Source organism: Nocardiopsis sp. YSL2 (assembly GCF_030555055.1).
Classification (GTDB): domain Bacteria; phylum Actinomycetota; class Actinomycetes; order Streptosporangiales; family Streptosporangiaceae; genus Nocardiopsis.
The window spans coordinates 2191781-2215930 of the sequence record NZ_JAMOAO010000001.1 but is presented as its reverse complement, the minus strand read 5'-3'; the positions used below and the strand labels follow the sequence as shown (position 1 = coordinate 2215930).

Sequence of the window (24150 nt, the reverse complement as noted above, 5' to 3'; positions counted from 1 at the left end):
AGATCCTTGACTCGAAGACCAGGGGGGCCTCAGGGGCGGGTCAGGGTGCTCCGACCGGTGGCATCACCGATGCCCGCTTGCGTCGTTTCGCCCCGCGCGTCCGCTACACATAGGGGTGTGGGGTGTGTTCGGAGTCAACTCCGGTGCACCCGCGTGATTTCGTTGCAGGGGTGCTGGCTAGCGTTGATGTCCTCACACGCGGCGGCCGATGACGGCCGCGCCATTACTCGCTAGTAACATATGTCTCGACCGCCGGTGTGTGGCGCACCGGACGACGAAGCAGGATGGGAGGCCACGGACGATGCTGTACCTGACACTGGGCATCATCACCTCGGTCTTCGCCGTGGTCGCGTTCACCATGTTCGGTCTGGCCATTCGCCAGATCGTGCGGACAGTGGGCATCGGCCGTCCGGTGGAGCCGGAACGCAAGGGGCCGTTCGGCCAGCGGCTCACGATGACGCTCATCGAGATCATCGGCCACGGCCGCATGCTCAAGCGCCCGTGGGTCGGTGTGGCCCACTGGTTCGTGATGGTGTCCTTCCCCCTGCTGGTGTTCACCGTCATCGAGGCCCAGGGCGAGGTCTTCGACCCGCACTTCCACCTGCCGATCATCCACGACTGGACGATCTACGGCCTGGCCATCGAGATCATCGCGGGCGCCAGCCTCGTCGGCATCCTCGGACTGACCGGCTACCGGCTGCTCAACAGCCCCAAGCGGCTCGGACGCGCGTCCCGCTTCATGCACTCCAAGCACTGGACGGCGTACTACGTCGAGGCCTACATCATCGGCCTGCTCATCGCGATCTTCGCGATCCGCGGCTTCAAGGCCGCCATGGGCGACTTCCCGTTCCCGGTCTGGGCCACCCCGATCTCGCACGCGGTCGGCTCGCTCCTGCCGGGCGAGGCGGCGGTCGCCGAACCCGCGATCGCCTGGATCGCCGCCTTCAAGCTGGTCATCAGCTACATGTTCTTCATGGTGCTGGCGGCCAACCTCACCATGGGCGTGGGCTGGCACCGCTTCATCGCGCCGGTCAACATCTACTTCAAGCGCAAGGCCGACGGCGCGCCGTCGCACGGCGCCGCCAAGCAGATGATGGACAAGAGCGGCACCAAGCCCCTCGACTTCGAGGAGGCCGACCCGGACGAGGACCCGTTCGGCGCCGGCAAGATCGAGGACTTCACCTGGAAGGGCCTGCTCGACTTCAGCAGCTGCACCGAGTGCGGCCGCTGCCAGTCCCAGTGCCCGGCCTGGAACACCGGCAAGCCGCTCTCGCCGAAGAAGGTCATCCTCGACCTGCAGCAGCACGCCTACGAGAAGGCGCCCTACCTGCTCAAGGGCATCACCGAGGAGACCCTCGCCGAGAAGCCCGACGAGAGCCACGCGGGCGTCGACGTCCTCGCCCTCCTCAACAAGCCGCTCGTCGGCACCGAGGAAGAGGGCGGTGTCATCCACCCGGACGAGCTGTGGGCCTGCACCAACTGCGGTGCCTGCGTCGAGCAGTGCCCGGTCGACATCGAGCACATCGACCACATCATCGACATGCGCCGCTACCAGGTCATGGTCGAGTCCAACTTCCCGTCCGAGGCCAACACCCTCCTCAAGAACCTCGAGAACAAGGCCAACCCGTGGGGCATGGCCGAGGACAAGAGGATGGACTGGATCCAGGAGCTCGCCGAGCAGGAGAACCCGGTCGAGGTCGAGGTCGTCGACGACAAGCTGTCGCCGGAGACCGAGTACCTGTTCTGGGTCGGCTGCGCCGGCGCCCTGGAGGACCGCGCCAAGAAGACCACGAAGGCCATCGCCGAGCTGCTGGACATCGCGGGCGTCAAGTTCGCCGTCCTGGGCGGTATGGAGGCCTGCACGGGTGACCCCGCGCGCCGCCTGGGCATGGAGTACGTCTTCCAGATGCTCGCCCAGCAGAACGTGGAGACCCTCAACGAGGCCGGCGTCACCAAGATCGTGGCGAGCTGCCCGCACTGCTTCAACACGCTCGCCAACGAGTACCCGCAGCTCGGCGGTACCTACGAGGTGGTCCACCACAGCCAGCTCCTGGCCAAGCTCGTGGACGAGGGCAAGCTGATCCCCGTCGAGAACATCGACGAGAACATCACCTACCACGACCCGTGCTTCCTGGGCCGCCACAACAAGGTGTACACGCCGCCGCGCGACATCATGGCCAAGGTCCCCGGCGTCAAGACGCAGGAGATGCACCGCCACAAGGAGCGGGGCTTCTGCTGCGGCGCCGGCGGCGCGCGCATGTGGATGGAGGAGCGGATCGGCAAGCGCATCAACACCGAGCGGGTGGACGAGGCGCTGACCACCAACCCGGACACCGTCTCCACCGCCTGCCCGTTCTGCCAGGTCATGCTCGGCGACGCGATCAACGAGAAGAAGTCGCAGGGCGAGGCCAAGGAGTCGCTGGAGGTCGTGGACGTCTCCCAGCTCCTCCTGCGCTCGGTCAAGGGTGAGAACCCGGCCGAGGGCGAAGCCAAGGAGAAGGCCGAGGCCTGATCCGGAGAACGGGGGCCGGGCCGCACAGTGCGGCCCGGCCCCCGCCGCGTGTCCGAGTGCCTGTTCTAGGGCGTGCCGCCGCCCCGGGCCTCGTCGACCAGTTGTTCGGACCGGCGCAGCCCGGTCACGGCCGACATGACATTTGTCAGCGCCCTGCCCGGGACACGCGCTGGCAAGGCCGGTGACAGCGGTGTCTGTCGGCCCGGACCCGGCTCCGGGAAGCTGGGGGACATGACGACGACGGAGAACAGAGACCAGGTCCAGGACACCCCCCGCGACCCTCGCGACACCGCCGCCGACGCGGCGGTCGTGGTGCGCGACCTGCACCAGCGCTATGGCTCCTTCGAGGCGGTCAAGGGCGTCTCCTTCGAGATCCGCCCCGGTGAGCTCTTCGCCCTCCTCGGTACGAACGGCGCCGGCAAGACCACCACGATCGAGACCCTGGAGGGCTTCCGGCGCCCCAGCTCGGGCACCGTGCGCGTCTTCGGGCAGGACCCCTTCGGCCAGCCCCCGGGTGTCCGCGAGCGCACCAACGCCGTCCTGCAGGGCAGCGGCCTGCTGGAGGACCTGAGCGTCCACGAGACCGTGTCGCTGGCCCACGACCTGGCCGCCGACCCGCGACCCGTTCCCGAGGTCCTGGAGCTGGTCGGTCTCGCCGACAGGTCCCGCGTCGCGGTCCGGCAGCTGTCCGGCGGCCAGAAGCGCCGCCTGGACCTGGCGCTGGCCCTGCTCACCCGGCCCGAGGTCCTCTACCTCGACGAGCCCACCACCGGGATGGACGCCGAGGGCCGCATCGAGACCTGGCGGATCATCCAGGGGCTCAAACGGGACGGGACGGCCGTCCTGCTCACCACGCACTACCTGGAGGAGGCCGAGCGGCTCGCGGACCGGCTCGCGATCATGCACCGCGGCGAGGTCCGCGTGGAGGGCGCGCTCCAGGACGTCCTCGCCGGATGGGGGGACCGGGTGAGCTTCGTGGTTCCGGACGAGGTCAGCACGGGCGACCTGCCCAGCGTCCTGGGCGCCGAGGCGGTGGTGGAGACCCACGACCAGGAACTCTGGGCGACCTACACCGTGACCGACGGCGACATGGCCGAGCGCGCGCACCACGCCGTCGCCGCGCTCATGGCCTGGGCCGCCGAGCACCGCGCCGTGCTGCGCAGACTCCAGGTGCGCGGTGCCTCGCTGGAGGACGTCTTCCTCCGGGTCGCCGACGGCGCCGCCGACCTCGTCGGCTGAGGCGGGACCGCGCCCGGAACCGCCCACGGCACCACGCCCCGCCCCCGTCGAGCGACGACACCCCAGCCGAGCTTCGAGAAGAGACCACCATGAGCACGACGCCACCGCCCACCACGTCCGCCGCGTCCACGACCTCCCCCGCGCCCGCCGGGTCCGCCACGGCCGCCCCGGGGACGCGCCCACGGCGCCGCGCGCCCGGCACCCTGAAGCAGCTCGTGCGCCTGACCCGCATGGAGTTCACCCTCTTCGTGCGGTACAAGACGGCCTGGATGTTCCTGGCCCTGCCCCTGTTCTTCAGCTTCATGGCCCTGCAACTGCCCAACGACGAGGTCATCGCCGGCTTCGGCATGGGCGAGATGGCGATGCTCAGCTCCCTCGGCTCCATCAGCCTGATCCTGGGCATGGGCCACGCCTCGAACGTGTTCACCGCCCGACGGGAGTCCCTCGCGCTCAAGCGGTTCCGCGTCAGCGGCGTGAGCCAGCCGGTCATCTTCGGCGGCGTCATCGGGGTGGTGGCGGTCTTCTCCCTGGTGATCGCGCTCATCATCGGCGGGTTCATCGCGGCCATGCCGGACGGGACGCTGCCGCGCGACCCGCTGATGCTGCTCGTCGCCATCCTCCTGGGAAGTGTCGCGTTCTCGCTCATGGGCCTGCTCGTGACCCCGCTGGCGCGCAACGCCGAGAGCGCGCAACTCGCGGTCATGGTGCCGATGATGATCCTCGTCTTCGCGGGCGGCGGCATCATTCCGCTGGAGGCCCTGCCCGAGAGCGCGCGGCAGCTCTTCAGCCTCATCCCGTCGGTGCCCCCGGGCGAGCTCGTGCAGGCCGCCTACACCGGCTACGACGTGTTCGGCGGCACCGCGGGCGCCGAGCCGAAGGGCTACTGGGGCCTGTGGGCCGCGGCGCTGCCGTCGGTCGGGATCATGCTCGCCTGGATCGCGGTCCTGGCGCTCGCGGTGCGGAGGTTCTTCCGGTGGGACCCGCGCCAGCCGTGACCGCGCGCCCGGCCGTGCGGCCCGGGCCGGGTGACCTCGACTACGCTCGTCGGGCGGTTCCGCGCGGCGGATCCGCCCGCGGCCGTCCCCGGCCCGGCCGGGCCCACCGTGAACCGACGAACGGAGTTGGCGTGAACCAGGACGAGGCGGTGGCGAGCGCCGATCCCTCCGGGAAGAACGGCCGCAAGCTCCGCATCACGCGGCGGCTCATCATCGTGACGATGAGCATGATGCCCCTGATGACGTTGTACTGGCCGGCCATGGACGTCGTGGCCGCGGCGGGCGAGGGGCTTTCGCTCTGGCGCTCGATCGCTGGGGCGGTCGTGGCGCTCCCGTTCGCCGTGACCCTCTTCGTCCTGATCCGCCAGCGGATCGGGGTCGACGGCGGGGCCCGTGAGGTCTCCCCCTGGGCCTACTGGGGGTCGCTGGCGCTGACCGCGCTCTGCGCCGGGCTGCTCCAGAACCCGGTGACCATGACGCTCACTCTGGGCACCTGGTGGTGCATCGGTGTGTTCGTCGGGTCGCGCAGGCGCGCCGTCCTGGTCACGCTCGGCCTCCTGGTCACACCCTGGCTCCTGTGGCCGCTCAGCCCCATCGATCTCCACCTGGCCCCCTACGCCCTGGTCTGGGCGGGAGCCGTCCTCTGGTCGGGGCTCCTGGCCGTCGGCTTCCTTATCACCATCTGGATGTGGGACCTGACGCTGGACGCCGTCAACGGCCAACGGGCACGGGCCCAGCTCGCGGTCAGCGAGGAGCGCCTGCGCTTCGCACGCGACATGCACGACCTGCTGGGGCACAGCCTGTCCGCCCTCGCCGTCAAGTCCGAACTGGCCGGCCGACTCGTGGAACGCGCTCCGGAGCGCGCTGTCGCGGAGATGGCGGAGGTGCAGGACCTCGCCCGGCAGGCCCTCCAACAGGTGCGGTCCGCGGTCAACGGCTACCGGGAGGTGGACCTGCCGGCCGAGGTGGGGTCGGTGCGCGAGGTCCTGCGGGCCAACGGCACCGAGGTCACCGTGACCGGTCTGGAGGACCTGGAGATCCCGGTCGGCAAGGCCGTGCTGGCGGCGTGGGTGGTGCGTGAGGGCGGTACCAACGTCCTGCGGCACAGCGACGCCACCGAGTGCAGGATCGGCTTCTCCGTCACGAAGGACACGTCGGTGGGGCCGCGGGCGCTGGTGGTGGAGGTGTTCAACAACCGGGTCAGGGGACCGGGCAGGGCGGACGGCCTGTCCTCCGGCAACGGCCTCTCGGGGCTGTCCGAGCGTGTGGCCATGGGCGGGGGCGCGCTCTCCGCGGCCCGGGCCGGGGACCACGGCTTCCTGCTCCGCGCCATCATCCCGCTCGGGGAGTCCGGCCCCTCGGCCGTCGGCGGTACGAGTCAGAACGACCGTGCCCCGGACGACCGGGCGCGCCGGGACGGTGCGGACGCGGTCGGCTGACGCGACGGCCGACCGCGTCCGCCGATGCCCGCGCGGTGCCGGTCAGCGGGTGCCGACCGAGGCGAAGGCGGCGTCGATGTGCGCGGTCGCCTCATCGCCGCCGGCGGTGTTGACGCCGAGCATGAACGCCCCGGTGCCCTCGTCCACCTCCACCAGCAGGAAGCGACCGTAGACGCCCTCGTCTCCCTCTGTGCCCACGGACACCCCGAACGCCGGAGCACCGTCCACCTCCCTCTCGCCGGAGGGCTCGGCCCACGGTGTCCCGCCGCTGGTGAGCAGTGGGCCCGCGGCCTCCAGCGCCAGCCGCGTGCCGGCGACCGGCAGGGGTTCGACGGCGTTGAGCTCGTGCGTGCCCGTGACGATGAGCGCGTCGGGGTCGTCGTCGGAACCGTGGACCGCGTACGAGGTGTACTCCTCGGGGACCTCGTCGGCGTCGATCTGGTGCCACCCCCGGCCCGGGAGCGTGTAGGCGAGGCGGTCGCCGCCCACGGCCACCGGAGCGGCCGATGCGTCGTCTCCCTGACCGGTTCCGTCCGCGGACTCGCCCGCCCCGGTCGCCTCCGCCCCGGCGTCCCCCTCGCCGGACCCGGTAGCGGACAGCGGCCCGCCGCCGGACAGGAACCATCCCAGGCCGCCCGCCGTGACGAGGAGGAAGAGGAAGGTCACCGCCAGCGCGACCGTCCGCGCGACCTTCGGTGCGGCCTCGCCGCCGTCGACACCGCGCACCGCGCGGCCGGGAGCCGCGCTCTCCGGGCCGCTGCGCCGTTCCCGTGTGTCCGACTCGTCCATGTGCCGCTCCTGGGAGGCCGATCGTCTCGCGGGGCGCGTGCACGCGCCTCCACAGGAGTGTTACCCGGCGGTACCCGCCGCCCAGCGTGCGCTCCGTGGCCGGAACAGGACGCGGGAACGCGGGCGGAGCTGACGCTCTCCTGACACCTCGCCTGCTAGGGCGTGTTCCGCGGAGGAGACCCGTCCCGGTCGGGGCCGCGACGCCGACACGCTCGCACGACCTAGTGCGCCCAGAGGGCCGTCGGCGGTGGCGGCGGTGCCGACGGCAGTGGAACCTCGAAGGCGAGCGGGTGCACGGTCCAGGGCGGGCCAGGGGGCGGCAGGGGAGCGGTCAGGGACCTCGGACCCGGCACGAGGGCCGAACCCGGCACCGGGTCGGCGGCATCGGACTCCCGCTCGTCGGGCGGGGGCGGGGCCGGGTCGGGGCCCTTGCCCGGAACGCGCGAGGGCGGACCGGTCGGGCCGCTCGGCCCCGGCGGTCTGGTGGGTTCGTCGCCACGGCTCGCGGGTCCCGTGTCGGACGCCGTGGCGGCGGGTGCGGGCTGCGGCGCGGGTGACAGGCCCAGGACCCGGTCGATCTCCGCCGGGCGCAGTGGACGGTCGGCGTCGGCCACGGCGATGAGGACCTCGGCGTAGAGCTCGATCTCGTCCAGAGCCACATGGTCGTGCAGGGACTGGCGGTGATGTGGGGGAACGCCGCTGGTCATCGGGTCCTCCCAGGGGTACTCAGGAACGCACACGGGAGAGGGGACGGGGCGAGGCGGATCCGCTCACCGGACAACGCCACCGGGTCTCACCTCCCCTGCATGTCTGGGTCAGGTCCCTGGCCCGCCCGGGCGAGGGGCCATGGGCGTCTGTGCCGTTCGGTGAGCCGCGCTCACCGGACGGTGGAACAGCGTCGCGTGAGCGGGTCGGCGCCCCGGAGCGAACGGGTACGGGCCGGATGCGACGGATGCCGGTCCACGGAACGCCAGGTCTCCCAGGCTACGCGGCGGTGTGGCACCCCGCATGACCCAGGAGGACCAGTGCCGGCCCCACCCGGGTTAGCCACGCGCGCTCGCGCGCGCGGGAGGTCCGGTGCTTTCGGGCCCCTGAGCGGGGGGAACGTACGGCTGGGACGGGGGTGGGGCCGGTCCGGAAATGATCCGCCGCCCTCAACGCCAGGCGACGCCCCGGTGCCGCTCCGCCAGGTCGGCGTAGTGCGTCGGCGTGTGCTCCAGGACGAGGCGGTCGTCGTCGTTGAGGTCCCGGATCACCTTGCCGGGCACGCCCGCCCACAGGGTGCCCGGGGGAACGGTCTTGCCCGGGGGCACCAGTGACCCCGCCGCGACGAGCGCGCCCTTGCCGACCCGGGCCCCGCCCAGGACGATCGCGCCGATGCCGATGAGGGCGCCCTCCTCCACGACTGCGCCGTGCACCATGGCCTTGTGGCCCAGGCTCACGTGGTCGTGCAGGATCGCGGGCTGCCCCGGGTCGGCGTGCATGCCGCACTGGTCCTGGATGTTGACCTTCTCACCGACGATGATGTCCTCGGTGTCGGCGCGCAGCACCGACCCGTACCAGACACTGCTCCGCGCGCCCAGCCGCACGCGGCCGACCACGACGGCGCCGGGCGCGATCCAGGCGGTGGAATGGATCTCCGGCCGCCCGAACGGCGCATCGCCGATCCGTGGTCCCCACGGCCCGCCGCCGCGCGCATCGTCGGCCGCGTTCCCCGGTTCGTGGTCGTTCATGCGTCGCCTCCGTGTGTTCGTGGTCCCCGGGTCGGTGAGACTCACGGGAAGTTGACCGGTCCGCCCCCGTACGGGGATGATCGCGCATACCTTAGTAAGAACGTGACCAGGGTCCGCACGGCGATCTACCCTCACGGCCTCTTGACGCGGCGACGCCGTGCGTGCCTACCTTGGTCGTTCGGACGGTGTCACGACGTTACGCTCCGCTCGCGACCAGTACCCCCCACTGACCGCGGCCGAGTGGCAAAAAGGACACCCGCGTGCGATCAACGCTTTGGTGGAGCCCGTGGGTGTTCCTGTGACAAATGGGTACGGGGCAATTCTCACCTTCTGCGACGTGCAGTCAACGGTGTTAAAGAACAAGAAAGGCACATGAGCGATATGTTGCCGGGCGGCGGACTGCAGCAAGACAGGTTCCCGACAGTGCGCAAGGGCGGCTACGACAAGGCGCACGTCGACGACTACTACGTCCGTATGGACAACCAGTTCAAGGACATGCGCGAGCGCCTGCAGCGCATGGACGACGAGCGGGAGCAGTACAAGCGCGATCTGGCGATCGCTCAGGAGAAGGCCCAGGTCAAGCCTGAGCACGAGCAGATCAGCGAGCGCATGGCCGAGATCCTCCGGATCACCGAGGAGGAGGCCCAGGAACGTCGTTCCAAGGTCGCCGCCGAGGTCAAGGAGTTGGAGCAGAAGGCCCAGGAGGAGATCGCCAAGCTCCGCAAGGACGCCGAGCAGCACGCTGAGCGGATCGTGGCCTCCGCGCGCGAGGAGGCCAACCAGATGGTCTCCAGCGCCAAGAAGGAGACCGACCAGCTGCGTGAGCAGGCCAAGGCCGAGGGCGACCGCCGACTGAGCGAGGCCGAGGCGCGGGCCAAGAAGATCCACGACACGGCGGACCGCAGGCTCGCCACCCTCACGGCCACGCACGCCGAGGCGCTGCGCCGACTCAAGGACATGCACTCCACGCTGGCCGACCTGGTCTCCGCGGAGGACAAGGCCGGCGCGCTGGAGACCGGGCTCGCCCGTGACGAAGCGGCGGCCGAGGCCCCGGCGCAGGCTCCGGCCTCGCACCCCGCGCCGACAGGTTCCGGCAAGCCGGCGCCCGCCAGGCCCGCGGAAGCGGCCAAGTCGGCCGAGCCCGCCAAGTCGGCCGAGCCCGCGAAGCCGGCCGAGCCCGCGAAGCCGGCCGCCGCCCCCGAGCCGGCGCCGAAGGAGGAGGCCACCACCAAGCTTCCTCCGGTGCAGCAGGAGGGGGACGAGGCGACCGTGCGCATCAAGCCGGTGTCCAAGCCCGAGCAGGCCGGCCAGGAGTCGCCGAAGCCGGACGCGCCCCAGAGCGGTGACGCCAAGGCGGCTCCGCCGCAGGGCGCCCGCGTCGCGGGTCCCGCGCCGGGCCAGCAGCAGTCCGGCCAGCCGTCGGGCCCGCAGCAGCCGCACTCCCAGCTGCAGCCCCACCGGCCGCAGCAGGGCGAGCAGGGCCGGCAGGCGACCGGCAAGGAGGACGACGGCGGTGACCCGGGAGTCACCGGTGTCTACCGGCGCCCGGAGGGCAACCGCAACCAGCCCACCCAGCCTCCGACGAGCGACGAGGGCGTGCGGGTCATCCGCAAGCCGTAGGGCGAGCGCGGCGGAAGTGTCGGCACGACGGAACCCGGGGCGGGGACTCAGTCCCCGCCCTCGGTGTTTTGTGGTCCGTTGTAGGCCGACGTCCGCCTTGTCGCAGGCTGTCGGCTACGATGCCGTCAGCCATGATTATCCGCGCGGCCATCCGGTCGGACCTCGGCGCGATCCTGCGGCTCCTCCGTGAGCTCGGCGACGCCGACCACTCGCAGAGCGCGCACGTCCGCATGTCCTCCGCGGCCGTGCGCGCCTGGACGCGTATGGAGAACGACCCAGACCGCACGATCCTCGTCGCCGAGCAGCGCGGGCAGATCATCGGGACCCTGGACCTGCTGGTCGTGGCCAACCTGACCCACGACGCCCAGCCCTGGGCCGTGGTGGACAACCTGGTGGTCGACCCCCTGACCCGCGGCAGGGGCATCGGGCGGGCCCTCATGGACGACGCGGTGGACCGGGCGGCACGCGCCGGCTGCTACAAGGTCGAGCTGCTCTCCCACGAGAGCCGGCACGGCGCCCACCGCTTCTACGCCGCTCTGGGTTTCGAGAACTCGGCCGAGGGCTTCCGGCGCTACCTCTGACCGGCCGAGGCCGGACCCGCGCCCCCGTGCTCCCCGGCCGCGTCCGCCAGGTCGTCCCCCGCGCTGTCCCGCGCACCGTCCTCCGCGCCGCCGTCCTCCGTGCTCGGGGCGGCCGCGGCCTTCCCGCCGCGCAGCGGTGTGCCCTTCATGAACGCCACGGCGATCAGGCCGAGCACCGCGACCGGGATCCCCGTGACGAACACACCCTGCATGGCGTGGTCGAAGGCGCCCACGATGACGTCGCGGACCGGGCCCGGCAGCGAGTGGACCAGCTCCGGCGACCCGGTGGCCGACTCCGCGGCGTCGGCCAGTCCGGTCGCGAGCGCTTGCGCGCCGGGGTCGCCCTCACCTCCGTCCGCGGTCCCCGCCGCCACCCGGGCCCGGGCGGCCTCGGCCGCCGCCGCCAGTTCGCTGTTGAGGCGGGACACCATCACCGCGCCGAACGCGGCCACTCCGGTGGCACCGCCGAGGTTGCGGAAGAACGTGATCGAGGCCGTGCCCGACGCCAGGTCGGCACCGGGCAGCGCGCTCTGCGTCGCCAACAGCAGGATCTGCAGGCACAGGCCGAAGCCGAGTCCCACGAGCGCCTGCCCCGCGACGACCGTCGTCAGACCGGGGTCCAGGTGGGCCAGGCTCAGGGTCGAGAAGCCCGCGACGCACAGGGCCATGCCCACCACCGGGTAGATCCGCCACCGGCCGGAGCCGCTCACCGCGAAGCCGGAGCCGATCGAGGTGACCAGGAACGACCCCACCAGCGGCAGCGTCATCATGCCGGAGACCGTGGGGCTCATGCCGTGCACCATCTGCAGGTACTGCGGCATGTAGATGATCAGGCCGAACATCATCACGCCTACGGCGATCGACCCGATCGCCGAGAGCACGAACGTGCGGTCGCGGAACAGGCGGGTGGGGATGATCGGTTCCTCGGCACGCCGCTCCACGGCGACGGCCGCGACGGTCAGCGCGAGCGCCCCCGCGCCGAGGGCGTACGAGGGCACCGAGTTCCAGGCGAACTGCGTGCCGCCCAGGCTCAACAGCATGATCATCGAGCTGGCCGCGCTGAAGATCAGCCCCGCGCCGAGCCAGTCGACGGGGACGCCCCTGCGGGGGACGAAGGGCACGTTGAGCATGATCTGGATGACGACGAAGGCCACGACCGCCAGCGGCACCGTGATGAGGAAGCACCAGCGCCAGCCGAGCGGGCTGTCCACGAGGAAGCCGCCGACCAGGGGGCCCAGGACCGTGGACACACCGAAGACCATGCCGATGAGCCCGCCGTAGCGGCCGCGCTCGCGTGGGGAGACGACGTCGCCGAGGATGATCATCGGCAGCGTGGCCAGGCCGCCCACGCCCAGCCCCTGGAGGGCACGCGCGGCGATGAGCGTGTTGACGTCCTGGGCGAGGCCCGCGGCGAGCGAGGCCGCGATGAAGACGCCGAGGGCGATCTGGAAGAGGAGCTTGCGCCCCCAGATGTCGGAGAGCTTGCCCCACACCGGTGTCGAGGCGGTCATCGTGAGCAGCGCGGCGGTGGCGACCCAGGCCAGGCGGTCCTGACCGCCCAGCTCGCCCATGATCGTCGGCAGGGCGGTGCCGATGATCGAGTTCGTCAGCATCGACGTGAGCATGGCCAGCACCAGGCCGACCATGATGCGGCGGACGGTGCGTCGGGAGGGCGCGGCGGGCGCGGGGGCTTCGAGGGCCACCGGGGCGGTGGGGAGCGGGGATGCCGGGTTCGGCCCCTGGTCCGCGGACGGGGGCGGCATGTCCGGGAAGGGCCCCGCGGATCGTGCTTTCCTGTGCGTCGACTGCTCCACTGCTGGTCTCCCGATTCCGGACGCGCGAAAAGCCCCGCGGCGCAAGGCCGGGGGCGGCGTCCTCACACAGGTATATGTAAACGCTGTTGACTCTGTCAAATCGGTATCTCTCTGCCCGTTTCGGTAGGCGGTGGGTGCTGCCGGGTGCCAACCTGGAATCCTGGAAGCCAGATCACGGCCGCCGAGAGGTTGTTCAGATGGACCGTCCGGAGCAAACCGGAGGCGGCGCGGCGCCCACACGCGGCCGCGCGGTGACGCGCGCCCGCATCCTGGCCAGCGCGAAGGAGCTGTTCACCGACGAGGGCTACGGCGCCGTCTCCTCGCGCAAGATCGCTTCGCACGCGGGCGTCAACGTGGCGCTCATCAACCGGTACTTCGGAGCCAAGAGCGGGCTTCTGGCCGAGATCCTGCGCGAGGACGGCGTCTTCCCCGGTCTGATCGAGGGGGACCCCGCCACCCTCAGCCGCCGCCTCGCCGAGCACGCCGTGAGCCGCCTGTACGGCGAGGGCTCCCCGCTGCAGCGGGCGCTGGACGACTCCGCGGGAGACCCCGACCTGCAGGCCGTCTACCAGGGGCGCCTGAAGACCGCCATGCTGGACCCCCTGACGGCCTACCTCGGCCGGGAGAACGCGTCCGTCCACGCCTCCCTGGTGGCGGCGGTCATGCTCGGCCTGACCAGGGTCCGCCTCATCGAGGGGGCGACGGCGCTGCGGGCCCACGACCGGTCGCAGCTCACCGACCGGATCGAGGCCCTGCTCGACCTGTGCCTGACCGAGTTCGATCCCCCTGGCGGGGACTGAGCCGTTTGCCGATCCGGCAAGCCTGCTCGCGTGATCGGGGCCGTGGGGGCAAGAGTGGTGCGCGGAGGTGGTCGAGATGCACCACGAGAGCACCGAGTCCGGCGCGCACAGCCTGCCCGAGGAGATGGGCGCGGACTTCTGGAACGAGCGCTACCTGACCAAGGACCGCATCTGGAGCGGCAGGCCCAACCGCCAACTGGTGGCGGAGGCGGCGGACCTGGCGCCCGGCCGCGCTCTGGACGTGGGCAGCGGTGAGGGCGCCGACAGTGTCTGGCTGGCCGAACGCGGATGGCGGGTGACCGCGGTCGACATCTCGACCGTGGCGCTGGAGCGGGCCGGGGCCCACGCCCGCGAGCGCGGGGACTCGGTGGCCGACCGGATCACCTGGCGGCAGGCGGACCTGACCGAGTGGACACCGCCGGAGGCCTCCTTCGACCTGGTGTCCGCGCAGTTCATGCACCTGCGCCCGGAGCCCATGGTCCGGCTGGTCGGCGCGCTGGCCGCCGCGGTGGCACCCGGGGGGCACCTGCTGGTCGTGGGCCACCACCCGGCCGACGTGGAGAACGGCGTGCCGAGGCCGCCCCACCCGGAGATGTTCTACACCGCCGATGACCTCGCCGCCCTGTTGCCGGGCACGGGATGGACCGTGGTCGTGGGTGAGGCGCGCGCGAACTCCCAGACCCTCGACGGCAGGGTCTACGAGGTGACCGACGCGGTGCTGCGCGCCCGCCGCGACCCGAGCTGACCGCCGTCGGTCCTGGCCGGAAGCCCGCCGTGAGGCGGGTGGGGCGATGGCGCGTGGCGCGTGGCGGGTGGCGGGTGGTGGGTGGCGGGTGGTGGGGCTGCGCCGGAGGTGTCTGTTGAGGGTGGTAGCCCCGCTGTGCGCGGAGCGCCCCCGGGGCGATGGTGGGTGGCGGGTGGGAAAGTCGCCCCCCACGGCCCCGAAGCCCTGTGGACGATCGGTCGGCGGCGTATCTTGGGTCACACCGCATCCGGCCGGCCGCGGCCCGAACGGAGGAACCGTGCAGTCCGAGACCGTACTCACCGGCGGCCGCGTGGTTGACGGCACCGGTGGCCCCGCCCGCCGTGCCGACCTCGTCCTACGGGACGGCCGCGTCAGCCACATCGCCCCGCCCGGGCGCGCCCGGAGCACCGGCGAGTCCGTGGACGTCGGCGGGCTGGTCGTCGCTCCCGGCTTCATCGACATGCACGCCCACTCCGACCTCGCGATCCTCGCCGACCCCGCACACGAGGCCAAGACCCTGCAGGGCGTCACCCTGGAGGTCCTCGGGCAGGACGGCCTCGGCTACGCGCCGGTCACCGACGACACGGTGGACGAGATCCGCACCCAGATCGCGGGATGGAACGGCACCCCCGACCTCGACTACGCCTGGCGCGGTGTCGGCGAGTACCTCGACCGGGTCGACGAGGGCGCCGCCGTCAACGCCGCCTGCCTCGTGCCCCACGGCAACGTCCGGATGGAGGTCGTGGGCGGACAGGACCGGCCGCCCACGGAGGCCGAGACCGCCCGCATGCGGGCGATGATCGCCCGGGGCATGGCCGAGGGAGCGCACGGGTTGTCCACGGGGCTCACCTACACGCCCGGGATGTACGCGACCGACGACGAGATCGTCGACCTCCTGGCGCCGGTGCGCGCCGGGGGCGGCTACTACTGCCCCCATCACCGCAACTACGGCACCCGGGTCGTGGAGTCCTACCAGGAGTGCTTGGACGTCGCGCGCCGCTCCCACGTCCCGCTGCACCTCGCGCACTGCCACGTCAACTTCCCGATCAACCGCGGCCGCGCGCCCGAGGTGCTCGACGCCATCGACGAGGCCACCGTCCGCTACGGCCTCGACGTCACCCTGGACAGCTACCCCTACCAGGCCAGCGCCACCTACCTGGGCGCTCCGCTGCCCAGCTGGGCGCAGGCGGGCGGTACCGCCGCCACTCTGGACCGGCTGCGGGACGGGCCCACGCGTGCGCGGGTGCTGCACGAGATCGAGGTCGAGGGCACCGACGGCAACCACGGCGTGCCGATGGACTGGTCCGCGATCGTGGTCACCGGTGTGGCGGATCCGTCGCTGTCCTGGGCGGTGGGGTCGGCCATCGCCGACCTCGCGAAGAGCCGTGGGGAGGAGCCCGGCCGGGTCTACGCCGACCTGCTCGTCGCGGACGAGCTGCGCAGCGGGTGCCTGCTCCAGGTCGGCAACGAGGAGAACATCCGCACCATCATGCGGCACAGCTCCCACACGGCGGGGAGCGACGGCATCCTCGTCGGCGACAGGCCGCACCCGCGCGGTTGGGGCACGTTCCCCCGCTACCTGGGCCACTACGTGCGGGAACTGGGCGTCCTGACCCTGGAGGAGTGCGTGCGCCACCTCACCTCCCGGCCCGCGCGCCGCCTGGGCCTGACCGACCGGGGAGCCGTCCATCTCGGCGCGATCGCCGATCTGGTGGTCTTCGACCCCGACACGGTCGCGGCCGGCGCCACCTACGAGCACCCGCGCCGCGCCCCGGTGGGCATCGAGCACGTCCTGGTGTCGGGTGAGTTCACGGTCCGGAACGGCCGACGCACCGACCGCCTTCCCGGGCGTTCGGTCCGCTCGGACAGAGCGGTCCACCGCACCCACCTCTGACCTCGGCCCCGCGGTCCCGGCCCTCCGGCCTAGGGACGGCCCCGGTCACGGACCCGGCGGGGTCAGCCGATGACGATGGCCCCGGCCAGGACCGGGTCGGCGAAGGACACGGTCCCGTGGCCCGAGGCGAGGGCGCGGCTGCCCTGGCAGCTGGTGCCCGCGAAGAGCGCGAACTTGACCCTGGCCTCGCCGGCGACCTCGGTGACGCCGCCCTGGCCGGTCTCCAGCGGACGGCAGCCGCCGTTGCTCAGAGTCTGCTGGTGGCCGGACTCGAAGGTGACCCGAACCGTCGCGGTCTCCTCCCCCTTGCGCGACAGGCCGGAGATCGCTCCGGCGATCGTGGCGGACATGGTCGCGAGGTTGGCAGGGCGAATCGGCACGGGGTTCCCCTCTTCCGCCGTTCTCGTCCGGACACGACTGAACCCGGAGAGAACGGAGTTGATTACTCCGTGTCATTTAGCTACAGGTCGGCGTGAAAGGTGAGGAGGGCTGACGGAGTGTCGGCGGATTTCTGCGCAGGAGGGTGCGTTGTCGGGTGGGGGAGCGGCGGTTAGGATCGGGGAGGCCGAGATGAGAGGGGGTCGCCGTGACGCTGTTGCTCGCGTTCGCCGAGTTCCTCCTGCTGGGCGTCCTTCCCACGGAACTGGTGGCCACGCCCTCGTCCCTCGGGCCGCTCGTGCTCGCCCTCGGCGCGGCGCTGGCCTGGTCGGTGCTCTTCGGAGTCCGGAGCCTGCCCACCGGCGACACCGCGACCGGGACCGGGCACGCGATGCGCCGCAGGTCCCTTCGGCTGCCCGTCCTCACCCTGCGCGACCCCGACGCCGCGGGCAGGCCCCGCCCCCGCGCACCAGGCGCGGCCTAGGGCGTCTTCGGCGGGGATCCGCCGAGCACGCCCTCGGGCCGTCCGCCGACCGAGCGCACTTCCGTGTCCCTCGCGTGTGTCCGCGTGCCTTCACGCGCGTGGTCCGGGCGGCCCGTCGTCTGTTCCCACCTCGGACGAAGGGCCTCACCTTGTACAGCTTCGGGCCGATCGCGGCCGCCATGTCCCTGCTCTCCACGATCCTGTCGGGCCTCGCCGCCTGGCTCACACCGTTCACCGCCGACCTGTCGTTCGGACTCGCGGTGGTGCTCCTGACCGTCGCCGTGCGCCTGGTGCTCGCCCCCTTGGGCGTGGCACAGGTGCGGGCCGAGAAGGCGCGGGCGCGGATCGCCCCGCGGCTGTCCGCACTCACCGCCAAGCACCGGAACGACCCGCGGCGGCTGGTCGCCGAACAGCGGAGGGCCTACGAGGAGGCCGGCACCTCCCCGTTGGCCGGGTGCATGCCCGCTCTGCTCCAGATGCCCGTGGTCATCGCCCTGTACGGGGTGTTCATCGGGGCCGGGAGAGCCGACGAGCCACTGCTGACGCACACCTTCGCCGGTGTCGAGCTGGGCGCCACGATGCTGGGCAGCGCCGACGGGCTCCTGGTGGCACCGGTGTTCGCGGTGCTGGTGGGGCTGATCTCGCTGGTGGCGTGGGCCAACCGCCGCTACCTCATGCTGCCGATGATGCGTGCCAACGCGGCGGCCGCCGAGGGGCGGCCGCCGGTCCCGGGCGTGCTGACCTACCTGCAGTTCATGACGGTCGTGGTGGCGGTGTTCGTGCCGCTGGCCGCGGTTCTGTACCTGCTGACCTCGACGTCCTGGGCCCTGGGAGAGCGGCTGGTCCTGCGGCGGATCCTGCCCGACTGAGCCCTGGGCCGGGACGGCGCGGGATCAGAACTCGACGGTGACGCACGCCAGGCGGTCGCCCGCCGTGCCCGCCTCGCCGGGCTCGGTGCCGGTGTGCTGGTCGTGGAGGACGAGCGACTGCGCCTCGCCCTCGCGGAACGTCCAGTCGACGGTGGCCGTCGAGAGGGCGTTGCCGTCGGGGCCGGTGGTGAAGTCCAGCCACACCTCGTTCTCGGGGTTGGCGTAGGCGGGGTCCGAGGACGGCTCGTCCTCGGTGGCGGCGGGGTCGACCTCGTTCTGGTAGTGCGGCCCGGAGTCGGTCGGCTCCTCGCCGCACTGCTGTGTGTGCACGTGGGCACCGAAGTCGCGGTCGCCCTCCAGGCCGGTGCCCGTGAACTGGACGCTGGTCTTCCCGTCCTCCACACGGACCTGGACGTCCGCGGTGGCGCCCACGGGCACGGCGGTCTCGTCGTAGGTGACGGCGCCCGCGCCCTCGCTCCACTCCATGAAGATGGACGCCGTCACGTTGGGCGAGGTGGTCGGCTGGACGGACTGTTCGGTGGGGGCCGTGGCGCCCTCGTCGGACGTCTCCGTCTGCGAGCACCCCGTGGCGAGGATCGTGGTCAGGGCCAAGCCGACGGTGAGCGTGGTCGTACGCATGACGGGTCTCCCGGTGTGGTCGCTGTCTTGCCCGCAACGTTACCCAAGGCGCCTGAGGGATAACTATGCGTGCTGAGGGTGGCTCGCCGGGGGCGGGAAGGGGGTTCGGAGGGTGAAGGCCTCGGGGGAGGGGCCGATCTCACGCACTTGGTCGAGCTTCCTTCCGGCCTCCTCGACAGTGGGGATCGTACCGGCGGGAATCCACCACAGCGCCACCAGGACCCCGTCCATGCGCTCGAACCACGTGCGCCGCCGACGGAGCAGGTCGAGGTGGTCGGTGCGGTACGTGAAGTTCCAGAGCGACTCCACGTCCTTCCAGACCGAGAAGTTGATGATGGTGTTCGGGCCGTACGGGCGGAGCCCGGTGGCGTCGCTCTCGCCCTGTTCCCTCAGTCGCCACACGAAGCCGGGTGAGTCGTCGGCGAGCGCGTTGATGGGCTCCAGCCGGTCGGTGAAGCCCTTCATGGAGGGGTCGTCGAGTTCGGCCTTGAGCAGTCCGAGGTTGATCTGCGCGAGGTGGTGGGCGGGGCCGGTGCCGGGGGCGGCCGGAGCGGGGGCGGGGGCGGCGGCGGAATCGGGGGTGGATGCGCTCATGGGCCCGAGCACACCACAGCGGAGGCTTCTAAGTCAACATTCATTGTTTTTGGAAACCGTGACGCAGCAACGGCCCTCGACCGGGTCCATCCGAGCCCGCGACCCCTCCTCGCCACTGCCCTCCAACACGCCCCGCAGGAGTTCGAGGTTGAGGCCGCAGGCCAGCGGCGGGAAGGCCCGGGCCAGGGAGTGGAACGGGCAGTTGCGCAGCCGGAGTGCCCCGCCCGCGGGCTCCGGCTCGTAGCCGCGGTCGCGCAGCAGGTCGGACAGGGCCGCGTCAGGGTCGGCCGCCGCGCCGATCCGGCGTCCCTCCTCGCGGGCGGCGGCGTGCAGGGCCTCCTCCGCGCCGTGCCGCTCGACCGCCTCGGCGAGGACGCGCGCGGCCAGCTCGTAGTCGCGGGGCGGAAGGTGCAACGACAGTTCGCGGTTCGCGCGCCGGTACAGCTTGGCCGGTCGGCCCGACCCCGGGCCCTCGCGGCCGTTCACCTTGCGCCGGGTCACCTCCAGCAGCCCCGCCTCGGCGAGCTTGTCCAGGTGGTGCGCGGCCAGGGTGCGCTGGACGCCGAGGGCCTCCGCGGCCTCCCCGCGGCCGACGTCGCCGTCCGCGGCCGCCACGTACTCGTAGAGCCGGCGCCGGAGCGGATCGGCGAGAGTGCGGGCGGCGTGCGCGGCGTCGATCGAGGCAGGGTCCATGCCCCCATTGTGGGCGGTCCGCTCCCGTGCACGGTGAGCCCCGGAGCGGCGACCGGCCACCGCGTCGGTGCCGTTCTCAGGTGGGTCGCCTGCGCATGAAGACGATCGGTGGCCTCGTGGGGCAGGAGCTGTGCGCCCCCGTGCGGCTGCCGGCGGACCCGGAGACGGGGGAGGATCACCCGGCCCGCTGGCGGCGAACGACACAGGCCGTCGACCGGTGGAACCGGGGGTGGGACACTGGCGGGGACCACGACACCTGCTGAACAGGCGACATGCGAACGATCAGACGAGGCGGCGAGCACGAGCTGGAGATCAAGCGCTCCAGGTTCATCTGCGCGCTGGCCCGGGTGGGCGACGAGGAGGCCGCGCGGGCCTTCATCGCCGAACGCCGCAAGGAGCACTGGAACGCCAACCACAACTGCACCGCCTACGTCCTCGGTGACGACGGAGGGGTCCAGCGGTCCAGTGACGACGGCGAGCCCGGCGGGACCGCCGGGGTGCCCATGCTGGAGGTGCTGCGGCACCGTCGGCTGACCGACACGGTCGCGGTGGTCACCCGCTACTTCGGTGGCGTCAAGCTCGGTGCCGGCGGACTCATCCGCGCCTACGGCAACGCCGTCTCCGCGGCCGTCGACGAGGTCGGCGTGCTGGAGCGCCGGGAGCTGCTCGTCGTGGACGTCTTCGCGGACTACGTGCTGGGCGGTCGGTTGGAGAGCGATCTGCGCGGCTCCGACGTGACCGTGCGCGAGGTCGCGTACGAGGACCGGGTCCGCATCGAGGTCGCGCTCTCGGAAGCCGATCTTCCCGCCTTCGAGATCCGCCTGGCCGAGATCACCGGCGGACGGGCCGAACACCAGGTCCAGGGCACCACGGTGGTCGAAGTGGAGCCGTGACGCGGCGGGCAACGACGTTTACACATGCGTAACGAGTGGTGGGACGTGTGTACCCGCGTTCACCGTGCCGCTTAGGATTTGCCGTAAACGTCGTCGTTCGCGGGGAGTCACCGTTCATGCGCAGCCCAGGAGTGCCCCAGGCGTTCACCTGTGGCCTCGTGGTGCTGCTGGTCGCCGGTTGCACCGGCGAGACGGAGGCCCCGGAGCCCCAGCCGGAGGACGAACCGGCCCCCGTTCCCACCGAGTTCGAGGGTGAGCCGCCGCCGGGGATCGAGGGCGAGGTCCTGCGCTACCTGCACGGAGACGGTGCCGGGGCTCCCGACATGCTCGACGACCCCCTCGGCGTGCGGATCAGTCCCGTCGAGGCGGCCTTCCTCATCAGTTCCGACGGTGAGGACCGCCACCTGCTGAGCGACGCCGCCACCGGCGACACCCTCTGGGAGGGCGAGGCACGCTTCCGCGGGTTCGCCGAGGACCGGGACGGCGAGCGGGTCCTGCTCATGGCCGACACCGACGGTGTCCCCTTCGTCCTGGACGCGCGCGGTGAGCGGGTGTGGTCACCGGAGGAGACGGGCGACACCTACCTCGACGGTGTCGTGGTGCGCTACCCCGACGAGTGGAGCTTCGACGAGCCCTTCGGCGCGTACACCGTGCTCGACACCGACGGGGACGCGCTGTGGGAGTACGAGTTCACGGACAACGGCGCGGGCGAGGACGCCTCTGAGGACGAGTCCGAGGACGACACCTCCGAGGACGGGGACGCGGATTCCGACGAGGGCTCCGAGGACGCGGACCCGGCGGACGACACCTCCGGGACCGGGGTGCCCGTCGCGGCCCGCGAGGATCTGTTGCTGCTCTCCGACGGCGGGCCCGGGCTCCAGGCCCGTTCACTGGACTCCGACTCCGACTCCGCGGGCGAGGAGCTGTGGTCGGTCTCCGGTCACGACGACGACCTCGGGCTCTCGGACTCCGGCCCCATGCCCGCGCCCCAGGTGGTCGGGGTGTACCCCGTGGCCGAGGATCCGGACGAGGACGGCTCCGAGGACTCCGGCGACGCCGACACCGGCGCTGACGACTCCGACGGCTCCGGTAGCGGTGGGAACGGGGACGGCGGCGAGGACGACGGTGCGCGGTCCGAGTCCGACTCCGCCTCCGGTTCCGGCACCGCAGCCGACTCCGACCAGGTCGTCCTGCTGCGGTGGGCCGTGGCCGAGTCCCCGTCGACGCTCTCCGCCCACGACGCCGACAGCGGCGACCTGCTGTGGACCCTGCGGGAACCGGGCACCAACCCGGTCGGCCATCCCTTCGATCCGGCCGGTCTCACCGGTAGCCTGCACGACGCCGCCACCGGCACGCTGATGCTGCCCCAGGCCAGTGGCGAGGCGACGGCGATCGCGGTGGACCTGGCCACGGGCGAGGTCCTGTGGGGGCTGGAGGACGACGACGTCTCCATCTCCCTGGCCTTCGCCTACGACGGCCTGTTCTACGGCGACATCCGCACCCACGAAGAGCAGGACGAGCAGCTGGTGCTGGACGCCCTCACCATGGACACGGTGAGCGACGACCTCACGTCGTACGTGGAGGCGGTCACCGAGAGCGGGCACGCGGTCCTCGTGCGGGACCGGCAGCGCTTCGTGTACGGCCCGCCCCCGCAGGACGACACCGACGAGAGCGGTTCCGACCCCTCGGAGGACCCCTCCGAGGCCCCTTCGGACGGCGCGAGCTGACCAGGCGCCCTCGCGTCCACAGACACCCGCTCCCGGCCCCGGCCCGGCCGAGGCCCTGGGCCGGGCTGCCCTCGCGCCCACGAGACCCCGGGCCCCTCGCGCCCGTTCCTCCAGACGTCAGGACCGGCGGTCGGGGACGCGCACGATGACCTGCAGGCCGAGGGCGCCGGTGTCCACCGTGCCGTCCCCGCACGCTTCCCACTGCCAGCGCGCCAGGTCGGATGCGCCCGCTCCCACCACCAGCGTGTTCGGTGGGATGTGGCCCAGTACGTGTTCGTCGGCGGTCCCCAGCGGTCGCGGCACGACCACCACCAGCGGGTGCTCCCGGCTCTGCTCGACGCCGTGGATCGGGTCCGGGGCGGACAGGTCGGGCATCGCCGTCGGGATCAGGGTGTGCAGTGGCTGACCCGGTTTCAGCACCCGGATCGGCAGGCCCTGCGCGTGCAGGGCGTCGGCGATCACCCGCACGGTGTCGGAGGCGAGCCCGCGCTCGCCGCCGACGGCCAGCAGGCCCCGCGCACGTGTGAAGTCGATGTGCACGAGTGTGTGACCGTCCTCCAGCGTGCCCAGGCACACCAGGACACCGCTGACGACGGGCCGGGCCATCGTGTGCGTGGAGGTGGCGAAGTTGACCGGCCCCGAGGTGCCCGAACCGCGCCCGTAGCGCCACGTGGTCGTGTTGACGACCCGCCACGACGTGGCGGGGGGCGTGGCGCCGACCGGCACGATCGCCGTGGTCTCGTCGCGCGTGGTGAGGATCGCGACGGGGCGCGCCGGCACGTCGGCGGGAGCGCCCAACAGGTCGGAGTGCGCCCCGCCCGCGCGGTGCACCGCGTCGGGATCGTCGGCGATGCGCTGGGTCGCCTCCCGGCGACGGCGGGCGGCGACGGCGGGACGAACCGCGCGCGGGTTCCTGGGCCTGCTCCGCCGGATCGCGGCGACCGTGCGGAACGGCCACGCCACCGCCCGGAACACCGGCTGCCAGAACAGCGTGAGCAGGGTCAGCAGTACGAGGACGACCGCTCCGGCGATGAGGACCCTGGGGTCGATCTTGGGCCGCTCCTGCTGCTCGTCGAGGTCGACGGTCTCGCCCTCGGCGGGGGACTCCTCCTCTTCGGGCGGCGGGGTGTAGGCGGGCGGTGGCGGCGGCGGGGTCGGCGGTGCGACGCCCAGGGCGTTGGCCTGGTCGACCGCGACCACGCACAGGGGGTCCCGGCCCGTGTAGACGCCGTCGCCCCCGGAGTCGAAGGGCACGACCAGCCGCCACTCCGGCAGGACGACGCGGTCCTCGCCGAGGGCCTGGCCGTCCGCCTGCGCGCGGCCGGCGTTCAGCTCGTAGATCTCGTCGGCCCGCTCGGCGTCGCCCAGGATCAGGTCGGCGATGGCGTCCAACCCGGGAGACCCCTCGGGGACGACGTAGTAGTAGACCTCCGGACAGATCTCGTAGCCGCTGTGCGCGTCCTCGGTCCCTGTCCCCGTCCCTGCTCCGGTGCCGGTACCGGCGGTGCCAGTGGTGTCGGCCCCGGCCGGAGCGGCGGACCCCGCCACGAGAGCGGTCGCGAGCGCGGTCGCGAGGACCGCACCGGTGGCGCGTGCCGCGGCGGACCTCGCCGCCCGCGTGGTCGCCGACCGGTGCGTCAGGGACCGTGCCGCCGCTGTCAGGGTCACTCGCTCTCTCCCGTGGGTGGTGGGTGTCTGCGCCTATGAGCGCC

At 72.2% G+C, this 24150-nt stretch carries 22 protein-coding genes; 13 read left to right on the top strand and 9 right to left on the bottom strand.

Annotation, left to right across the window (positions count from 1 at the left end; all coding sequences use genetic code 11):
- The first annotated feature begins 301 nt into the window (after window positions 1-301).
- From M1P99_RS09575 to M1P99_RS09560, 4 genes are all read left to right on the top strand, one after another.
- Window positions 302-2512 carry a (Fe-S)-binding protein gene (locus tag M1P99_RS09575; RefSeq protein WP_304452303.1) on the top strand — a complete coding sequence of 737 codons (2211 nt, stop codon included), beginning with the start codon at window positions 302-304 and terminating at the stop codon, window positions 2510-2512.
- Between the two features lie 231 nt (window positions 2513-2743).
- Complete coding sequence (locus tag M1P99_RS09570) at window positions 2744-3751, top strand: ABC transporter ATP-binding protein (RefSeq protein WP_304452302.1); 1008 nt, start codon at window positions 2744-2746, stop codon at window positions 3749-3751.
- 230 nt (window positions 3752-3981) lie between these two features.
- On the top strand, window positions 3982-4746 hold the full coding sequence (locus M1P99_RS09565; protein ID WP_369696580.1) for an ABC transporter permease: 765 nt from the start codon (window positions 3982-3984) through the stop codon (window positions 4744-4746).
- A gap of 131 nt (window positions 4747-4877) precedes the next feature.
- On the top strand, window positions 4878-6185 hold the full coding sequence (locus tag M1P99_RS09560) for a sensor histidine kinase (RefSeq protein ID WP_304452300.1): 1308 nt from the start codon (window positions 4878-4880) through the stop codon (window positions 6183-6185).
- 42 nt (window positions 6186-6227) lie between these two features.
- Here the strand turns inward: M1P99_RS09560 and M1P99_RS09555 are convergent, their stop codons facing one another.
- The 3 genes from M1P99_RS09555 to M1P99_RS09545 all read right to left on the bottom strand — a co-directional run bounded on the left by M1P99_RS09555 (window position 6228) and on the right by M1P99_RS09545 (window position 8707).
- Complete coding sequence (locus M1P99_RS09555; protein WP_304452299.1) at window positions 6228-6974, bottom strand: hypothetical protein; 747 nt, start codon at window positions 6972-6974, stop codon at window positions 6228-6230.
- Between the two features lie 221 nt (window positions 6975-7195).
- Window positions 7196-7681, bottom strand: coding sequence for a hypothetical protein (locus M1P99_RS09550; RefSeq protein WP_304452298.1), 486 nt, complete (start codon window positions 7679-7681; stop codon window positions 7196-7198).
- A gap of 447 nt (window positions 7682-8128) precedes the next feature.
- The gene (locus tag M1P99_RS09545) at window positions 8129-8707 is read right to left on the bottom strand and encodes a gamma carbonic anhydrase family protein (protein WP_304452297.1); all 579 of its coding nucleotides are present in this window, start codon (window positions 8705-8707) and stop codon (window positions 8129-8131) included.
- A 381-nt stretch (window positions 8708-9088) separates the two neighbouring features.
- Here M1P99_RS09545 and M1P99_RS09540 point away from each other — a divergent pair, with 381 nt between their 5' ends.
- Both M1P99_RS09540 and M1P99_RS09535 read left to right on the top strand, forming a co-directional pair.
- Window positions 9089-10327, top strand: coding sequence for a cell division protein DivIVA (locus M1P99_RS09540; protein WP_304455643.1), 1239 nt, complete (start codon window positions 9089-9091; stop codon window positions 10325-10327).
- Window positions 10328-10458: 131 nt separating this feature from the next.
- Window positions 10459-10908 (top strand): GNAT family N-acetyltransferase, encoded by a 450-nt coding sequence (locus tag M1P99_RS09535; RefSeq protein ID WP_121181290.1) that lies wholly within the window; start codon window positions 10459-10461, stop codon window positions 10906-10908.
- Here the strand turns inward: M1P99_RS09535 and M1P99_RS09530 are convergent.
- Window positions 10899-12554 (bottom strand): MDR family MFS transporter, encoded by a 1656-nt coding sequence (locus M1P99_RS09530; RefSeq protein ID WP_304455642.1) that lies wholly within the window; start codon window positions 12552-12554, stop codon window positions 10899-10901. The two genes, M1P99_RS09535 and M1P99_RS09530, sit on opposite strands and share 10 nt — an antisense overlap.
- Window positions 12555-12919: 365 nt before the next feature.
- Between M1P99_RS09530 and M1P99_RS09525 the strand changes: the two genes are divergently transcribed.
- The 3 genes from M1P99_RS09525 (at window position 12920) to M1P99_RS09515 (ending at window position 16161) form a co-directional block, all read left to right on the top strand.
- Window positions 12920-13522 (top strand): TetR/AcrR family transcriptional regulator, encoded by a 603-nt coding sequence (locus tag M1P99_RS09525; RefSeq protein ID WP_304452296.1) that lies wholly within the window; start codon window positions 12920-12922, stop codon window positions 13520-13522.
- Between the two features lie 76 nt (window positions 13523-13598).
- Window positions 13599-14267, top strand: a complete 669-nt coding sequence (locus M1P99_RS09520; protein ID WP_304452295.1) for a cyclopropane-fatty-acyl-phospholipid synthase family protein — start codon at window positions 13599-13601, stop codon at window positions 14265-14267.
- 277 nt (window positions 14268-14544) lie between these two features.
- On the top strand, window positions 14545-16161 hold the full coding sequence (locus M1P99_RS09515) for an amidohydrolase family protein (RefSeq protein WP_304452294.1): 1617 nt from the start codon (window positions 14545-14547) through the stop codon (window positions 16159-16161).
- 62 nt (window positions 16162-16223) lie between these two features.
- Here the strand turns inward: M1P99_RS09515 and M1P99_RS09510 are convergent, their stop codons facing one another.
- A complete protein-coding gene (locus tag M1P99_RS09510; protein WP_304452293.1) occupies window positions 16224-16541 on the bottom strand; it encodes a hypothetical protein in 318 nt (105 codons plus the stop codon).
- Between the two features lie 206 nt (window positions 16542-16747).
- Between M1P99_RS09510 and M1P99_RS09505 the strand changes: the two genes are divergently transcribed.
- Together M1P99_RS09505 and M1P99_RS09500 are read left to right on the top strand one after the other, a co-directional pair.
- On the top strand, window positions 16748-17023 hold the full coding sequence (locus M1P99_RS09505) for a DUF6412 domain-containing protein (RefSeq protein WP_304452292.1): 276 nt from the start codon (window positions 16748-16750) through the stop codon (window positions 17021-17023).
- Between the two features lie 149 nt (window positions 17024-17172).
- A complete protein-coding gene (locus M1P99_RS09500) occupies window positions 17173-17892 on the top strand; it encodes a membrane protein insertase YidC (RefSeq protein ID WP_304452291.1) in 720 nt (239 codons plus the stop codon).
- Window positions 17893-17916: 24 nt separating this feature from the next.
- On the opposite strand, the gene M1P99_RS09495 is transcribed toward M1P99_RS09500, so the two are convergent.
- The 3 genes from M1P99_RS09495 to M1P99_RS09485 form a co-directional block, all read right to left on the bottom strand.
- Window positions 17917-18531 (bottom strand): superoxide dismutase family protein, encoded by a 615-nt coding sequence (locus tag M1P99_RS09495; protein WP_304452290.1) that lies wholly within the window; start codon window positions 18529-18531, stop codon window positions 17917-17919.
- Window positions 18532-18594: 63 nt separating this feature from the next.
- Window positions 18595-19125 carry a DUF3291 domain-containing protein gene (locus M1P99_RS09490; protein WP_304452289.1) on the bottom strand — a complete coding sequence of 177 codons (531 nt, stop codon included), beginning with the start codon at window positions 19123-19125 and terminating at the stop codon, window positions 18595-18597.
- 33 nt (window positions 19126-19158) lie between these two features.
- Window positions 19159-19818 carry a metalloregulator ArsR/SmtB family transcription factor gene (locus M1P99_RS09485; protein ID WP_304452288.1) on the bottom strand — a complete coding sequence of 220 codons (660 nt, stop codon included), beginning with the start codon at window positions 19816-19818 and terminating at the stop codon, window positions 19159-19161.
- 272 nt (window positions 19819-20090) lie between these two features.
- On the opposite strand from M1P99_RS09485, the gene M1P99_RS09480 reads away from it, so the two are divergent.
- Together M1P99_RS09480 and M1P99_RS09475 are read left to right on the top strand one after the other, a co-directional pair.
- Window positions 20091-20711: a YigZ family protein gene (locus tag M1P99_RS09480; RefSeq protein ID WP_304452287.1), complete on the top strand. Its 621-nt coding sequence runs from the start codon at window positions 20091-20093 to the stop codon at window positions 20709-20711.
- A 116-nt stretch (window positions 20712-20827) separates the two neighbouring features.
- On the top strand, window positions 20828-22438 hold the full coding sequence (locus M1P99_RS09475; RefSeq protein ID WP_304452286.1) for a PQQ-binding-like beta-propeller repeat protein: 1611 nt from the start codon (window positions 20828-20830) through the stop codon (window positions 22436-22438).
- A 117-nt stretch (window positions 22439-22555) separates the two neighbouring features.
- Here the strand turns inward: M1P99_RS09475 and M1P99_RS09470 are convergent, their stop codons facing one another.
- The gene (locus tag M1P99_RS09470; RefSeq protein ID WP_304452285.1) at window positions 22556-24106 is read right to left on the bottom strand and encodes a hypothetical protein; all 1551 of its coding nucleotides are present in this window, start codon (window positions 24104-24106) and stop codon (window positions 22556-22558) included.
- Window positions 24107-24150 lie beyond the last annotated feature (44 nt).

Bases quoted from the DNA above. Each gene is read 5' to 3' on its own strand.
- M1P99_RS09485 (WP_304452288.1), bottom strand. From the start codon at position 19,818: ATGGACCCTGCCTCGATCGACGCCGCGCACGCCGCCCGCACTCTCGCC.
- M1P99_RS09570 (WP_304452302.1), top strand. From the start codon at position 2,744: ATGACGACGACGGAGAACAGAGACCAGGTCCAGGACACCCCCCGCGAC.
- M1P99_RS09565 (WP_369696580.1), top strand. From the start codon at position 3,982: ATGGAGTTCACCCTCTTCGTGCGGTACAAGACGGCCTGGATGTTCCTG.
- M1P99_RS09575 (WP_304452303.1), top strand. From the start codon at position 302: ATGCTGTACCTGACACTGGGCATCATCACCTCGGTCTTCGCCGTGGTC.
- M1P99_RS09550 (WP_304452298.1), bottom strand. From the start codon at position 7,681: ATGACCAGCGGCGTTCCCCCACATCACCGCCAGTCCCTGCACGACCAT.
- M1P99_RS09545 (WP_304452297.1), bottom strand. From the start codon at position 8,707: ATGAACGACCACGAACCGGGGAACGCGGCCGACGATGCGCGCGGCGGC.
- M1P99_RS09535 (WP_121181290.1), top strand. From the start codon at position 10,459: ATGATTATCCGCGCGGCCATCCGGTCGGACCTCGGCGCGATCCTGCGG.
- M1P99_RS09490 (WP_304452289.1), bottom strand. From the start codon at position 19,125: ATGAGCGCATCCACCCCCGATTCCGCCGCCGCCCCCGCCCCCGCTCCG.
- M1P99_RS09495 (WP_304452290.1), bottom strand. From the start codon at position 18,531: ATGCGTACGACCACGCTCACCGTCGGCTTGGCCCTGACCACGATCCTC.
- M1P99_RS09540 (WP_304455643.1), top strand. From the start codon at position 9,089: ATGTTGCCGGGCGGCGGACTGCAGCAAGACAGGTTCCCGACAGTGCGC.
- M1P99_RS09525 (WP_304452296.1), top strand. From the start codon at position 12,920: ATGGACCGTCCGGAGCAAACCGGAGGCGGCGCGGCGCCCACACGCGGC.
- M1P99_RS09530 (WP_304455642.1), bottom strand. From the start codon at position 12,554: ATGGTCGGCCTGGTGCTGGCCATGCTCACGTCGATGCTGACGAACTCG.
- M1P99_RS09520 (WP_304452295.1), top strand. From the start codon at position 13,599: ATGCACCACGAGAGCACCGAGTCCGGCGCGCACAGCCTGCCCGAGGAG.
- M1P99_RS09555 (WP_304452299.1), bottom strand. From the start codon at position 6,974: ATGGACGAGTCGGACACACGGGAACGGCGCAGCGGCCCGGAGAGCGCG.
- M1P99_RS09480 (WP_304452287.1), top strand. From the start codon at position 20,091: ATGCGAACGATCAGACGAGGCGGCGAGCACGAGCTGGAGATCAAGCGC.
- M1P99_RS09475 (WP_304452286.1), top strand. From the start codon at position 20,828: ATGCGCAGCCCAGGAGTGCCCCAGGCGTTCACCTGTGGCCTCGTGGTG.